Below are 13,028 nucleotides of genomic sequence, written 5' to 3' on the forward strand. Positions count from 1 at the left end.
TGGGGAAGGAAGGACTCGAACCTTCGAAGCCATACGGCGGCTGATTTACAGTCAGCTCCCTTTGCCACTCGGGACACTTCCCCGTCCGTCAGCGTCAGGAACCAGCCGCCCGAGTGGCGGAGGACCGGACCATGGATGACGCTGAGGCCGAAAGCGCGGATCGAACCGGCTGCGGCCGGCGCGTTTATGGGCGAAGGGGGGTGGCAAAGTCAACCAACGCGGACCACCAAAAACGCGCTTCGGAGGGCCAAATTGCCATATTCGGGCCCCCGTGACACAAGCGTCGCATGAGCGATCGCGACCGAAAGCCGCCGTTCCGCCGTGGCGGCGGCAAACCCTTCGAAAAAGGGCGGAAATTCGCCCGTCCGCCGGGCCGGCGCGACCGGGAATCGAGCCCGGACGGCCCCGTGATTCTCTATGGCTGGCACACCGTCTCGGCCGCCCTCGCCAACCCGGAACGGCAGATCCGAAAATTGTTCCTGACCGAAAACGCCGCCCGGCGGCTGGCGGACGAAAATATCGACACCCGCGTTCTCCCCGAGATCGTCCGGCCGAGCGTGATCGACCAGCGGCTCGGCCCCGACGCGGTACATCAGGGCATGCTGGCTGAAGCCGAGCCCCTGCCCTCGCCCGATATCGATGCGCTGCCGCAAGAAGGCATCGTGCTGGTCCTCGACCAGATCACCGATCCGCACAATGTCGGCGCGATCATGCGGTCGGCGGCGGCGTTTGCGGTGAAAGCGATCGTCACCACGGCCCGGCACAGCCCGGAGGCCACCGGCGTGCTGGCGAAATCCGCCTCGGGCGCGCTGGAACTGGTGCCGCTGGTGACGGTGCAAAATCTTGCGCGCGCGCTGACCGAGTTGAACGACCGCGGTTTCATGACGGTCGGGCTGGACAGCGAGGGGACCGAGGACCTCGGCGCCGTGGCGCTACAGCAACCGCTGGCATTGGTGCTGGGCGCCGAAGGCAAGGGATTGCGGCAACTGACCCGCGAGACCTGCCGCGTGGTGGCGCGGCTCGATATGCCCGGCGAGATCAAGAGCCTGAACGTGTCGAACGCCGCAGTGCTGGCGCTCTACATCGGCGCTGTCAGGTTGGGCCTGATGAAATAAGGAACGCCCGCTCGCGGCACGCGAACGGGCGTCGAAGCTTTCAAGCTACGATCAGATCAGTAGTAGCGGCGCAGCACGCGCTGACCGCGATAATAGCCGTAGCGGTTTGCGCGATAATACGGACGGTTGTAGCCATAGCCGTAGCCGGAGATCGAACCTTCGCGATAAACGGGATACGGCGCGAAATTGCCGGGACCGGAATAGGTCGGGCCCTGATTGATCCAATAATACTGCTGCTCCGGATCGGGCAGACGCTCGCGGACGCCGCAGGGGTTGCAGCCGTAGCCATAGCCATAGCCATAGCCATAGGCTGCGACCGGGGCGACATAGACCGGCGCTCCGCAAGGGGCGTAATAACCGCAGGCCATCGCGGGTGCTGCGGCCATGACGGCCACCGCCGCCACCAATCCCTTAAGTATCTGACGCATTATTCTCTCCTGTTGAAGTTTTCGTTGTCGTAATTTTCTCAGCGCGGACGGCGGTGCGGCCATCGTCGATCATCCCGCGGCGCGTAGATGATCTCGGGCGGATCGACGGGCACGTTGGATTGTGCCGGCAGCGGCGCGGACTGCACCGACCAGGACTGGTGATAGCTTTCGGCCGGCTGCGGCAACCGACGGTTGGCCGGCGGCTCGATTTCGAGGCGCCCATAGCCGGGCATGCGGCCGGCGCTCGGATAATAGCGACCGACCTGCGGGACCGGATCGATATAGCGGCCACCATAGATGGTCGGCTGGACCTGGTTGCCCTGACCCAGACCCCACTCGCCCTCGACCACCGCGTAGGAGGCATCGACGCCATTAATGATGATGGGAACTCCAGGACGGCCCGGAATCACGAACTCGAAGGCGCCGTTGGCAACGGCGGACGACGTCGTCGCGATGAAAAGTGCCAGTGTGACGCCAATGCGCATCGCTCGGGACCCGGTTTTCCTCACGTCCCAATTTAATCCAACCCGTCATTTCAAGGGTTAAGGCGGCCGGCCAAACTGCCGGTAAGGCTAACGCAAAAGCGTGTAGCGCCGCTCAATTGCGAGAAATGGCGCTATCCAAACGTTAACGCCTGGGGATCGGAAGGCCGCCCCCGGAGATCGGCCGCGCTCTCGATTGTCATTTGCGCTGACATATCGCACCATCCCGCCCTCTCCCACTGCTTCCGGACTCCAGCCGAAATGCCTGAGATGACGACCAAAACGCCTGCGAAGAACGTGCTCTGGATCATGTGCGACCAGCTTCGCTACGACTATCTCGGCTGCACCGGGCACCCCGTTCTGAAGACGCCGAACATCGACGCGATGGCCAGGCGCGGCGTGTTGTTCAGGAACGCCTATGTGCAGTCGCCGATCTGCGGCCCGTCACGGATGTCGTTCTATACCGGCCGCTACATGCGCTCACACGGCTCGCACTGGAACGGTTGGCCGTTGCGCGTCGGCGAGCCCACACTCGGCGATCACTTAAAGAAGATCGGCGTGCGCAACGTGCTGGTCGGCAAGACGCATATGGCGCCGGACCTGGAGGGGCTGAAGAATCTCGGCATCCCCGCCGACTCGATCATCGGCGTGCACGTATCCGAATGCGGGTTCGAGCCCTATGAGCGCGACGACGGCCTGCATCCGACGGGACGGCCACGGCCGGCCTACGACAATTATCTGCGCCAGCATGGCTATGACGCTGACAATCCCTGGGAGCACTGGGCCAATTCCGGCGCGGCCGATGACGGGTCCTTGCAAAATGGCTGGCTGCTGGTTCACGCCGACAAGGCCGCGCGCGTGCCCGACGAACATTCCGAGACGCCCTACATGACGCAGCGCGCGATGGAATTCATCGCGGAAGCCGAGAGCGACGGCAGGCCATGGTGCCTGCATCTGTCCTACATCAAGCCGCACTGGCCCTATATCGCGCCGGAGCCCTACGCCAGCATGTATGGGCCGCAGGACGTGCAGCCGGTGATCCGCTCGCAGGAGGAACGCGCCAACGCGCATCCGGTGTTCGCCGCCTATATGGACATGCGCTACTCCCGCAACATGTCGCGCAACGAGGCGCGCGAAAAAGTCATTCCGACCTATATGGGCCTGATCAAGCAGATCGACGACCAGATGGGCGTGCTGATGCAATTCCTCGAAGCGCGCGACCTGCTCGACAGCACCATGATCGTGTTCACCTCCGACCATGGCGACTATCTCGGCGACCACTGGATGGGCGAGAAGGATCTGTTCCACGAACAGTCGGCCAAGATTCCGCTGATCGTGATCGATCCCTCAAGCGCTGCCGACGCTACGCGCGGCACGGTGAGCGACGCGCTGGTCGAGGCGATCGACCTGGCGCCAACCTTCCTCGACTATCTTGGCTCAACGCCGCCGGATCACATCCTGGAAGGACGCTCGCTGCTGCCGCTCCTGCATGGCAACAAGCCTGCCGACTGGCGCAAGGTGGTGTTCTCCGAATACGATTACGCCATGCAGGACGTCCGCGTGATGCTGAACCAGCCGATCGATCGCTGCCGCCTGTTCATGGTGTTCGACGGCCGCTGGAAATTCATCCACGCCTCCGGCTTCCGGCCGATGCTCTACGATCTCGAAACCGATCCGCAGGAATTCGTCGACCGCGGCGCCGATCCTGCCTGCGCCGACATCGTGGCGCGCCTGCAAGCCGAACTGTTCGACTGGGCGCTGCATGCGAAGATGCACGTCACCACGCCGAACGCGAAGATCGCGGCCTATGCTGCCCAGCAATTACAGGTCAAGAACGGCGTGCTGATCGGCATCTGGGACGAGGCGGAACTCGGCGCGATCAGGGAGCGGATCGGGATGAAATCGTGAGCGACCGGTCCCGCCCGCGCCAATTATTTATTCTGGCAAAACCATCTAGGAAACCTCGGTGTTGCGGCGGCGACACGTCGTGTTGGTAAATTGCGGCCGCTCATGCCACGTTTATTGCGGCTCCGAGCGCGCGGGCGCTACGGTCGCTCGCGGAACACCTTGCAACCCTTCGAGGAGCGCAATGAAGCCCTATCGCGGCAATATCGGATCTGTCGGCTGGTCACCCTTTTCCGGCCGGACATCGTGGCGGCGACTGCACGCGATCGCCATTGCGGCCTTGCTGCTCCTGCCGATCGGCGCAACTTCCGCGCCTGCCGCGCCGAATTCCGCGTCGGCAGCTTCAACTGCCCACGTCTATCTGCTCCGCGGGGTGCTCAATATCTTTTCGCTGGGGCTCGACGACATCGCGGCACAATTGCGGGCGCAGGGTATCCCGGTCACCGTTGCGAACTTCGCCTCGTGGTCGTCGCTCGCCGACGAAGCCGCGATCGCGTACAAGAGCGGCCGGATCAAGACCATTATTCTGGTCGGCCATTCCTCGGGCGCGACTGCGCTGCCCGACATGGTCGCCAAGCTGGATCAGCTTGGCGCTCCCGTGAAGCTGGCCATCGGCCTGGATTCGGTGTTCCGCACCAAGCTCTCGGGGCGCGTGGGACGCTACGTCAACTTCTACATCGCCAACGGCAATGGCGAGCCGGTTGCGAAGACCGCGCAGTTCCAGGGCAAGCTCGAAAATATCAATGTGCAGAGCGTTCCCGGCGTCGGGCACATGTCGATCGAAAAGAACCAGATCATGCAGCGGAAGGTGATCAGCGAGATCGACGCTGTCGTCTTCGGCCGATCTGCACCCGCTTCGAGGGCGCCGAAGCCGCGGCAGCCTGGAGCGGCAGATGCGGTGGGATCAGGCACGGCACGCGCCGCGGCGGTACGCCAGTAGTACAAGCGCCGTCGCTGAAGCGACGAATGCCGCAAATTCTGCCGATTCCTCGACGATAGATCACCCCCGAGAGCGCCGGGTGGCGCGGCCCGCCGGCATTCAGGGTCAGGCGTAGCTTTACGCCTAAATCGCGAGCGGAATGTAAATGAGAAGTCCGACGCAGATTGCGGCGGAGATGATCCGTACGGCCCTTGCCGCCTGCATCTTGTCGGCGGCTTGCAATCTTGCGGTCGCCGATCCGGTCGCGCGCACGGCCACGGCTGTCGCAACCGTCGCTCCTGACGCGCCCCCCGCCGCGATCCAGCCGCAAGCACGCGTCTACCTGTTCCGCGGCGCGCTCGGCCCGATCTTTTCGCGCGGGATGGACCGCTTGACCAAGCGCCTGCAGGAAGCCGGCATCCGGGCCGACGTCTACGAATTCACCATTTGCCGGCTGATCGCGGATCAGGCCATCCGCGATTACCGTGATAATGGCGCTCCGATCGTCCTGATCGGTCATTCGATGGGCGGACTGTGCGCCCTGACCTTCGCCCGGATACTGAAATCCGAAAACATCTCGGTAAGCCTGGTGGTCACCGTCGATCCAGCCCACGCAAGTCCGAAGGTGCCGCTGAACGTCGAGCGCTTCATCAACATTTTCCTGTCCGACAGCGTATTGGGCGGCGGCGATGTGGTGGCCGAGCAGGGTTATCAGGGGCACTACGCGAGCTTCGATTTGAAGCAGCACGAGGAAGTCACCCACATCAACATCGACAAGATGGATTCCGTCCATGAGCAATTGGTGACGGCAATTACACAGCTTCCGTCGACGCCGTTGCCGCCCAAGGGAGAGGCGCTGCCGCTGCGCTACGTCGTTCCTCCCGATGCCCCACTGGAGCTGTGGGACAGCGGGACGCAGCAACTCGCCCGTTCGGGCGACACCTTGCAGCGGCTTGCGGCACTCAACCACGTGCCGCTGTGGTCGCTTACCCAGGCCAATCAATATTCTGACGGTGCGCCGCTGGCAGTTGGCCAGCGCGTCCTGATTCCGCGCCGTCTCACGCCGCCTGCCGCGACACCGGCGGCGGCGCGACCGAAACGATAGATTGCGGCGTCAGGTGGGCCGCAGGAACGGAATCAGCATCGGGACGCGACGGCAATACGATCCATAGGCATCCGCGCCGAGTTCTGCCGTGAGGAAACCCTCCTCCATCCGGGCCTTCAACCCCATCCCGAGCGAGATCAGCGCCGCACCGAGTATCGCAGTCACGGTTCCGACCGCGATACCTGTCACTAGCATCCCCGCAATCAGCCCCGTATAGATCGGGTGGCGCACCATGCCATAGGGACCGGTATCAATGACCTGATGGCCCTCCTTGTGCGTGATCGCGTTCGACCAGAAACGCCCGAGATGAATTCTCCCCCACCAGGTGAACGAGATCCCCACAAGGACAAGGCACGCCAGCACGTAGATGCCAGCGCTGCCAAACTGCCAGAGCGGCTTTTCCCCCAGGACCTTTCCGGTCAACGGCAAGAAGAGAATTGCTCCCATGTAAATGAGAGAGCGGTACTTGAGCGAGTCCGAACTCATCACATTCTTCCTGGTCTGCCCGGACCAGAACGATGCGGCGACCCAACTGATGACCCACAAGATCCAGATGATGGCGAGCAACTGTGTGGGCCACGTCGTGGTCCAGCCACTAAAGACGAAAGCCAACCATTGACTGGGATCATTCAGCATGTCGCGGACCATCTTTGCGCGTTTGGATCAGCCGCCGATCCGGCGCTCGACATGAAACGGTCGAGAGCGAGTGCTCGGCGTTGAGTCCCATTCGGGTTGATTGTTTCCGGCATCAAGCAGATGCGCAATGGTTTCACGCAATACGGGTTCGACGGGACCCGGCGCATAGCCCAGCTCTCGTTGCGCTCTTTCGATCGACAAGGCACCTGCTCGCATTGCGATACGAACGCCCTCGGCCGTGCCGGACGGCGGCCGGCGCGTCACATAATCGGCGATGAACTCCAGCGTTGCCGTGACCATTTCGGCGACCTTGCCGTTCACGTGAATGCACCGGACGCGACGGCCGCTGACCTCCGCCATGAGCTCGAGAACGCGTCTCAGCGGTATGCTTTCGCCACCGAGCACGTAGCGATGTCCGGCGCGTCCGCGCTCCATGGCCAGGATCAGCCCTTCGGCGGCGTCGCGCACGTCGACGAGGTTCACCACAAAATCAAGATGCAATTGAAGACGGCGGTTGAGGAAATACCGGAGCATCGCCGTCGGCGGGGTAACGTTGTGGTCATAAGGCCCGACCGGCATGGTCGGACAGCCGATGACGACCGGGTATCCGGATGCGGCTGCCTGCATTGCGAACCGGTCGGCGAGCATTTTTGAGCGCGTATACGGACCCGGCATGTCGTCCGGCAGGAATGCATCGTCGTCGACGGGAGCCATCGATGGCGAAGCACGGAAGAGAATGGACTCCGTCGAGCAGTGCAGGAAGCGCTTGATGCCGCGCTTGCGCGCCGTCTCAATCACGACCTCGGTGCCGCCGAAATTGACGGTATGAAAATCGGCCTTCCGTGGCAGCCACATCCCCGGCAGGCCGGCCAGGTGATAGACCTCTTCGATCCCGTCCATCGCGCGGTCCACCAGGTCCCGATCAAGCACCGATCCGCTGACGTGCTCAACCTGCGCCAATGCGCGAGGAAGCGGCTGAAGATCGAGCACCCTCACCTGCTGCCCCCGCGTGACAAGCGCCGAGACGAGATGCTTCCCGATAAATCCACTACCGCCTGTGACCAGTATGCGCGTCATGCTACGGGGTGCACTCAAGCTGAACGATTCGAGATCAAGATGCAGCACCTTGCGGCTGCCCTTGGATAATGATGGCGAGATCGCGACGAAAGCCCAACGCGATAAACAGCTTCGCCATGACGAACATTGGGCCCAGCAACAGGTGAGTCGGATTGTCGACCAGCGCCGGCTGCCGCCCCTCGAACACGCGGTGTCCGATAATCTGCGATGCGACGCCGATGACAATCAGGATGGCCGTAAGTGACCACATGCCTACAGTCGTCGTTTGACCAACGATTACGGCAGCGGCCGAGAGCAACGCGACCGCAGCCACAAGGATTCCTGCGCCAAGCGCGAAGTCGAGCAAGAACCAATAGATGAGCACCGGTATGACAGCAATGCTTGCCGCGCTGGTCTGGATCCCGAATACCGTGATCGGCCACAGGCTGAGCGGAAGGATTGCGGCCAGAAACAGGAACACGATGCCGAAGACATGCATCGCGCAGTTCCAAGGGTCACGATGATATTCAACGTAATCCGCAAGCTGCCGCCGAAAATATGAACCCATGCGGTGCTTATCCTTTACGCTCGGCAGATGCGCTAGATGGGGTCAACCGAAACCCCGGCGCACCTGCCTCGATGGCCAACTCCCATCAGAGAAATAATGGTAGCTAAACTCGGGAATCATCATCAAGTCAAAGCGCGCGGCAGGTTTCGGGGCCCATCGCGCACGAATACCAGCATTGACAAATCATGCAGTAATTCAGGCGATTAGCACCCACATTCCTCGGGAACCGGCGCCTACTGCGATAATTTCCCGCAGGTGTGGCCGTTCAGCGAGCAGCCCTGACCGCCTCGCTATTCCACGCGGCGCCGCCGCAATTCCGATCACGCTCTCGTTCGGCGACGCGACGAGGTAAGGCAACCGATGCTGGCTCACTGCGCCGAGCCGGATCTCGCTGCGATCCGCGCGCATCGCGGCACTAGGTGCAATGAACATTCATTGCCATGATGGTGAACATGCATTCAAGAAAGTTTCTCGGTGTTCCCTGCAACAGGCCAAGGCGGGATTCGTTTTACTCGCGGTAACAACGAGTGGAGAGGAACAATGAGAAAGCTCTCATACGTGCTGGCCGCGTTGGCGACCGTCGCCATCGGTGCGCCCACGGCCGCAAGCGCAGGCGGATTCGGCGTCTATGTGGGTGGCGATCGGGATTACTACGGCGACCGTTACTTCGGCGGTCCCCGCTTCGGGTTCTATCAACACGATCGCGGCCTGCATCGCGGATGGTATCACCGCAACTATTATGGCGACCGAGGCGTCGTCATCCGGCGTCATTACTGGGATGACTAGTGAAGACGCCGACCAGTGAAAATGGCCCCTTCAGAGGGGCCATTTTTTGGTCTGATGCCGATCTCCTAGTTCGTAATCTTGTAGCCCGTCTCTTTCACGATCGGCTGCCAGAAGGCGGTGTTGGCGGCGAGTTCCTTGGTCAGGCCTTCCGGCGTCGAGCCGACCGGGATCAGGCCGATGGCGCCGAGCTTTTCCTTGACCTCGAGCTTGGCGAGCGCGGCGGCGGCGGCCTCGCTCAGCTTTTTCGCAAAATCCGGCGAAGCGCCCGCCGGCAGCCACATGCCGTACCAGGCATCCGCCACCAGATCGACACCGCTCTCCCGCAGCGTCGGCGCTTCCGGCAGGAACGGCGAACGCGCCGCGCTGCCGACCGCGAGAATGCGGACGTTGCCGGCGCGATGCTGCGGGATGGCGTCGGTCAGCGTGGAAATCGCGAACGGCATGTGGCCGCCGACGAGGTCGTTGATGATCGGCGCGCTGCCGCGATAGGCCACGCGGGTCAGCTTGATGCCGAGCGCCTGCTCGAGCCGCGAGCCGGTAAAGTGCGGAATGGTGCCGTTGCTGGGCACGCCGAACGTCGCCTTGTCCGGATTGGCTTTCAGCCAGGCGACGAACTGCTTGAAGTCCTTGACCTCGGCAGGCACCGCCGTGCCGACGAACACGCAGAACTCGAAGCGCGTGAGCTGGCTGACCGGAACGAAATCCTTTGCCGCATCGAAACTCGGCGTGGTCTCGACCATCGGCAAGAGATACATCGTCGGCCCCGTGGTCACGAGGATGGTGGTGCCGTCGGGAGGAGCCCCCTTCACTGCCTTGATGCCGATCAGCCCGTCGCCGCCGGTGCGGTTCTCGACGATGATGTTGCGGTCGAGCAATGGCGCGATGTGCTGCGCCAGCAGCCGGCAAAGCGCGTCACCGCCGCCGCCGGCCGCAAACGGAAAGATGATCCTGGTCAGCGGCCCTGTCTGCGCGAACACCTTGCCCGTCATCGCGGCAAACAAACATGCGGCGCTTCCGGCCAGAAAATCTCGGCGCTTCATCCTGTCTCCTCCCAACACTTATAATTCGTTCACCGGCCTGTACGCCGACACGGGCCGGCCTCAGGCCAGCACCGTCTCGACTACCGTCATGATTCCGATCGCGACGGTGGCAAGGCCGACGGCTCCCTGCAGGCCGCGGTTAGCCCAGGTAAGCGAGCGGGCTGAGACCACAAGCGGCACCGCGATCACCGCCGACAGCGCGCCCATACCGATCATCGAGCCGACCCCGAACAGCGCGATGTAGCCGAGGCCTGCGGCGGGGCTGGAAGCCTGCGCGACCGTGAGCACCAGAAGCGCGGCCGAGCCCGCCATGCCGTGCATCAAGCCGACCAGCAGGGTGCGCCAGCGAAAGCCATGGGCATGCGCGTGGGCGTCGCGCGCATGCGGTGCGGTTTCGCCAGCATGGCTATGGGCATGGAAATGCACCGTGCCGTCGTCATGGCCGTGCCGGTGGAAATGCACGCGGTCGCGCCACAGCCGCCACAGCACATGCGCCCCGAGGCCGATCAGCATCACGCCGACGGCGGTCTCCATCGGCCGGGCCACGTCGTCCGGGATCGCGCGGCCGAGCAGGATGGCGATCCCGGCAAAGACGAACAGAGTGAGCGTGTGGCCGAGTCCCCAGGTCAGCCCGTGCTTGACGATGTCGGCGACATGGCTGCGGCGCGCGGCAATGCTGGAGACGGCAGCGATATGATCGGCTTCGAGCGCATGCTGCATGCCCAGCAAAAACCCCAGCCCCAGAACTCCGAACATACGCCCCCTGCTCGCTCTATCAGTTGAAGTCCGGCTCAAAGCCGGACGTCTCATTTGGATTTTTGCCCGCATCTTCTTCACGCGCACCGGTAACCCGCCCGCGGATCAAGTCCGAGGCAGGCTTCGCTCGAAAACGCCATGAAATACCAGCCGGAAGTCTTTGTCAGGTCAAGACGTCATCGAACAGGCTTTTCATCGACGCCCGGGAGCGGCGGTCGGCCTGCTCGTTGTAGAGCGCGGCCCGGATGATCGCGCCGTCGGCGGCCGGTGGAGATCGCACAACCGAAATCGCAAATCTCACGCCGAATCGCGGCATCACGCTGGTTTGACAAGGCGCGCGCGCCTGCCGCGGAACGATCAAGCGCATGCACGCTTAGCTCGCGTCCCCCGCAATGGAGTATCCCCCATGACAAGATATGGAGTGCTGGCCGCCGCGATCTTCGCTTCCGCGCTGGCAACCCCTGCCCTCGCGCAGCAGGTCATCTACAATCCCGGCTATTGCGCGCAGTTCTATCCGAACGCCAACTGCCAGAACCGTGGGCCGGGAAGCCCTTATAGCGGCAGCTACTACCAGCGTCAGGCCTATCAGGACCGCGTCTGGCGCAACAGCTATAACCGCCATGACAACAGTGGCTTCTGGCCCGGCGATGTCGCGGCCGGCGTCGTTGGCGGTGCGGTCGGCACGGCGGCGGCGATTGCCACCGCTCCGGCCGCCATCGCCGCCCCGATCGGCGGCGACGAATACGCCCGGCGCAACGGCTTTGTCTGCACCCCCGGCACCTGGTTCCGCGGCGAGGACGGCCGCAGGCACATCTGCCAGTGAAACCAGCCGAATCGAGCACGAAAGGCGGCTGAAGGGCCGCCTTTTTCATGCGTGGCCAGCGGCGAGTGAATGCGGGGTTCTAGCCCTTTGCGGACAAGTCTGGTATTCGAGCCGCGAAGATCGGACCCAGAGCGGTGAACCATTTCACGCTCGCCCATCGCTTCAAATTCGCCGGCTTAGCTCAGCGGTAGAGCAGCGGTTTTGTAAACCGAAGGTCGGGGGTTCAATCCCCTCAGCCGGCACCACGACCCAAGTCTCGAGGCTTCAGGCGCAAATCTCAAGGCACGCAGCACTTCGCGTTCTTGCGCCCACTCCCGACAGCAGAGCTTTCCTTGCCGGGAAGAAGCCGCCGCTCGCGCGGTACGCTCCGAATCACGGGATGCAGGTGTCCTGAAAAAGTAAAAACCTCCGGCAGGGCATTGCCGGAGGTTTTGGAGGTTTATCATGAAGGAGTTTTGGCCCCCTCAGGATCAACAGGCAGCCAGCTAGCGACCGGTTACCGTGGGACCATATTAGATTATATAGTTACATGAGTAAATCACATTTTTTCATTCTTTATCGTTTCCAGACTTTGTTTGACGGACCCGCCGATCTCCTTCTGCCCTCTGCGCGCCAATTGATGCCGGGCCGGCACTTGCAAAGATGACCATCAGCCAAAGAAAAATCCCCGGCAGTTGCCTGCCGGGGATTCTCCGAGTGTTTCAAGTCTTTCGGGATCAGAAGTTACGCTGAGCGCGAACGTTCAGGAACACAGTGCTCTGGTCCTTGAACTCGTACAGAGCGGTCGGCTTCGGAGCAGTCGCCGTGAACGTCGAGCTTCCCGTCATCTTCTGGTCGAGGAAGAACGCGCCGACTTCAGCCGAGAACGTCAGGTTCTTGACGGGAGTCCAGCGGGTGACCACACCAACCTGGGCAATGTTGAAGTCCGGGTTACAGGTGTAGTTGCCAGCGTTGTTGCCGACAGCAGCCTGACCGCCGTGGGTTGCCGCGAACATGGCGCAGTATGCACCCTTGGCAGTGGTGGTGCCCAGACCGTTGATGTTGTCGTTGGTGCCGCCGTCATAACGGACGGAGGCGTAGCTGCCCCAGAGGCTGGTCGACCAGTAGGGATCCCAGTTGTGGTTGAACGCACCACGGATACCCCAAGCCGAGGTCAGGATGATGCCGCCCGTACCGCCAGCGCCCGGCAGGAAGACGCCGTCAGCCGAGTTGCCGAAGCCAACGCTCTGGTAGCCGTTGGCAATGCCGGTGTTGCCGTACATCGCGAAGTTCGGCGAGCCGCCGCTGGTCGAGATCACGGCCTTGGTGGCACCCTTGGCGTAGGTGGCGTCGATCTTGATGTCGTCGCCTGCGCCGGTCGGGAGGTTCTTGATCTGCAACGCAGCCGTCACAGCACCGCCCCACTTGTC

The 13,028-nt window shown here is 62.6% G+C and carries 14 protein-coding genes and 2 tRNA genes; 7 read left to right on the forward strand and 9 right to left on the reverse strand.

The window, feature by feature from the left end:
* Window positions 1-83: transfer RNA gene (locus CQ12_RS21060), tRNA-Tyr, on the reverse strand.
* A gap of 204 nt (window positions 84-287) precedes the next feature.
* Between CQ12_RS21060 and rlmB the strand changes: the two genes are divergently transcribed.
* Window positions 288-1,115, forward strand: coding sequence for a 23S rRNA (guanosine(2251)-2'-O)-methyltransferase RlmB (rlmB, locus tag CQ12_RS21065; protein WP_057837227.1), 828 nt, complete (start codon window positions 288-290; stop codon window positions 1,113-1,115).
* Between the two features lie 56 nt (window positions 1,116-1,171).
* Here rlmB and CQ12_RS21070 read toward each other — a convergent pair whose 3' ends face one another.
* Both CQ12_RS21070 and CQ12_RS21075 read right to left on the reverse strand, forming a co-directional pair.
* Window positions 1,172-1,543, reverse strand: a complete 372-nt coding sequence (locus tag CQ12_RS21070) for a hypothetical protein (RefSeq protein ID WP_063799783.1) — start codon at window positions 1,541-1,543, stop codon at window positions 1,172-1,174.
* A gap of 38 nt (window positions 1,544-1,581) precedes the next feature.
* Window positions 1,582-2,028, reverse strand: coding sequence for a hypothetical protein (locus CQ12_RS21075; protein WP_057837229.1), 447 nt, complete (start codon window positions 2,026-2,028; stop codon window positions 1,582-1,584).
* A 267-nt stretch (window positions 2,029-2,295) separates the two neighbouring features.
* On the opposite strand from CQ12_RS21075, the gene CQ12_RS21080 reads away from it, so the two are divergent.
* The 3 genes from CQ12_RS21080 to CQ12_RS21090 all read left to right on the forward strand — a co-directional run bounded on the left by CQ12_RS21080 (window position 2,296) and on the right by CQ12_RS21090 (window position 5,954).
* Entirely contained in the window at window positions 2,296-3,933 is a 1,638-nt protein-coding gene (locus tag CQ12_RS21080) for an alkaline phosphatase family protein (protein WP_057837230.1), read from the forward strand.
* Between the two features lie 181 nt (window positions 3,934-4,114).
* The gene (locus tag CQ12_RS21085) at window positions 4,115-4,870 is read left to right on the forward strand and encodes a hypothetical protein (RefSeq protein WP_057837231.1); all 756 of its coding nucleotides are present in this window, start codon (window positions 4,115-4,117) and stop codon (window positions 4,868-4,870) included.
* Between the two features lie 370 nt (window positions 4,871-5,240).
* Window positions 5,241-5,954, forward strand: a complete 714-nt coding sequence (locus CQ12_RS21090) for a LysM peptidoglycan-binding domain-containing protein (RefSeq protein WP_430642250.1) — start codon at window positions 5,241-5,243, stop codon at window positions 5,952-5,954.
* A gap of 9 nt (window positions 5,955-5,963) precedes the next feature.
* Here CQ12_RS21090 and CQ12_RS21095 read toward each other — a convergent pair whose 3' ends face one another.
* Genes CQ12_RS21095 through CQ12_RS21105 form a run of 3 tightly spaced genes read right to left on the reverse strand, consistent with a single transcriptional unit; the run spans window position 5,964 to window position 8,214 of the window.
* Window positions 5,964-6,590: a methyltransferase family protein gene (locus CQ12_RS21095; RefSeq protein WP_057837278.1), complete on the reverse strand. Its 627-nt coding sequence runs from the start codon at window positions 6,588-6,590 to the stop codon at window positions 5,964-5,966.
* A 27-nt stretch (window positions 6,591-6,617) separates the two neighbouring features.
* The gene (locus CQ12_RS21100; protein ID WP_063799784.1) at window positions 6,618-7,667 is read right to left on the reverse strand and encodes an NAD-dependent epimerase/dehydratase family protein; all 1,050 of its coding nucleotides are present in this window, start codon (window positions 7,665-7,667) and stop codon (window positions 6,618-6,620) included.
* A gap of 34 nt (window positions 7,668-7,701) precedes the next feature.
* Complete coding sequence (locus CQ12_RS21105) at window positions 7,702-8,214, reverse strand: Mpo1 family 2-hydroxy fatty acid dioxygenase (RefSeq protein ID WP_057837232.1); 513 nt, start codon at window positions 8,212-8,214, stop codon at window positions 7,702-7,704.
* Window positions 8,215-8,754: 540 nt separating this feature from the next.
* On the opposite strand from CQ12_RS21105, the gene CQ12_RS21115 reads away from it, so the two are divergent.
* Entirely contained in the window at window positions 8,755-9,000 is a 246-nt protein-coding gene (locus tag CQ12_RS21115; protein WP_063799785.1) for a hypothetical protein, read from the forward strand.
* Between the two features lie 65 nt (window positions 9,001-9,065).
* Here CQ12_RS21115 and CQ12_RS21120 read toward each other — a convergent pair whose 3' ends face one another.
* Window positions 9,066-10,040 carry a tripartite tricarboxylate transporter substrate-binding protein gene (locus CQ12_RS21120; protein WP_057837234.1) on the reverse strand — a complete coding sequence of 325 codons (975 nt, stop codon included), beginning with the start codon at window positions 10,038-10,040 and terminating at the stop codon, window positions 9,066-9,068.
* 60 nt (window positions 10,041-10,100) lie between these two features.
* A complete protein-coding gene (locus CQ12_RS21125; RefSeq protein ID WP_057837235.1) occupies window positions 10,101-10,796 on the reverse strand; it encodes a HoxN/HupN/NixA family nickel/cobalt transporter in 696 nt (231 codons plus the stop codon).
* 406 nt (window positions 10,797-11,202) lie between these two features.
* On the opposite strand from CQ12_RS21125, the gene CQ12_RS21135 reads away from it, so the two are divergent.
* Entirely contained in the window at window positions 11,203-11,619 is a 417-nt protein-coding gene (locus CQ12_RS21135) for a hypothetical protein (protein ID WP_057837237.1), read from the forward strand.
* Window positions 11,620-11,789: 170 nt separating this feature from the next.
* Window positions 11,790-11,864, forward strand: a tRNA-Thr gene (locus CQ12_RS21140).
* A 471-nt stretch (window positions 11,865-12,335) separates the two neighbouring features.
* Here the strand turns inward: CQ12_RS21140 and CQ12_RS46475 are convergent.
* Window positions 12,336-13,028, reverse strand: a 693-nt coding sequence (locus tag CQ12_RS46475) for a porin (RefSeq protein WP_245310042.1), incomplete at its 5' end; no start/stop codon positions are given.

This window comes from Bradyrhizobium jicamae (assembly GCF_001440395.1).
Classification (GTDB): Bacteria; Pseudomonadota; Alphaproteobacteria; order Rhizobiales; family Xanthobacteraceae; genus Bradyrhizobium; species Bradyrhizobium jicamae.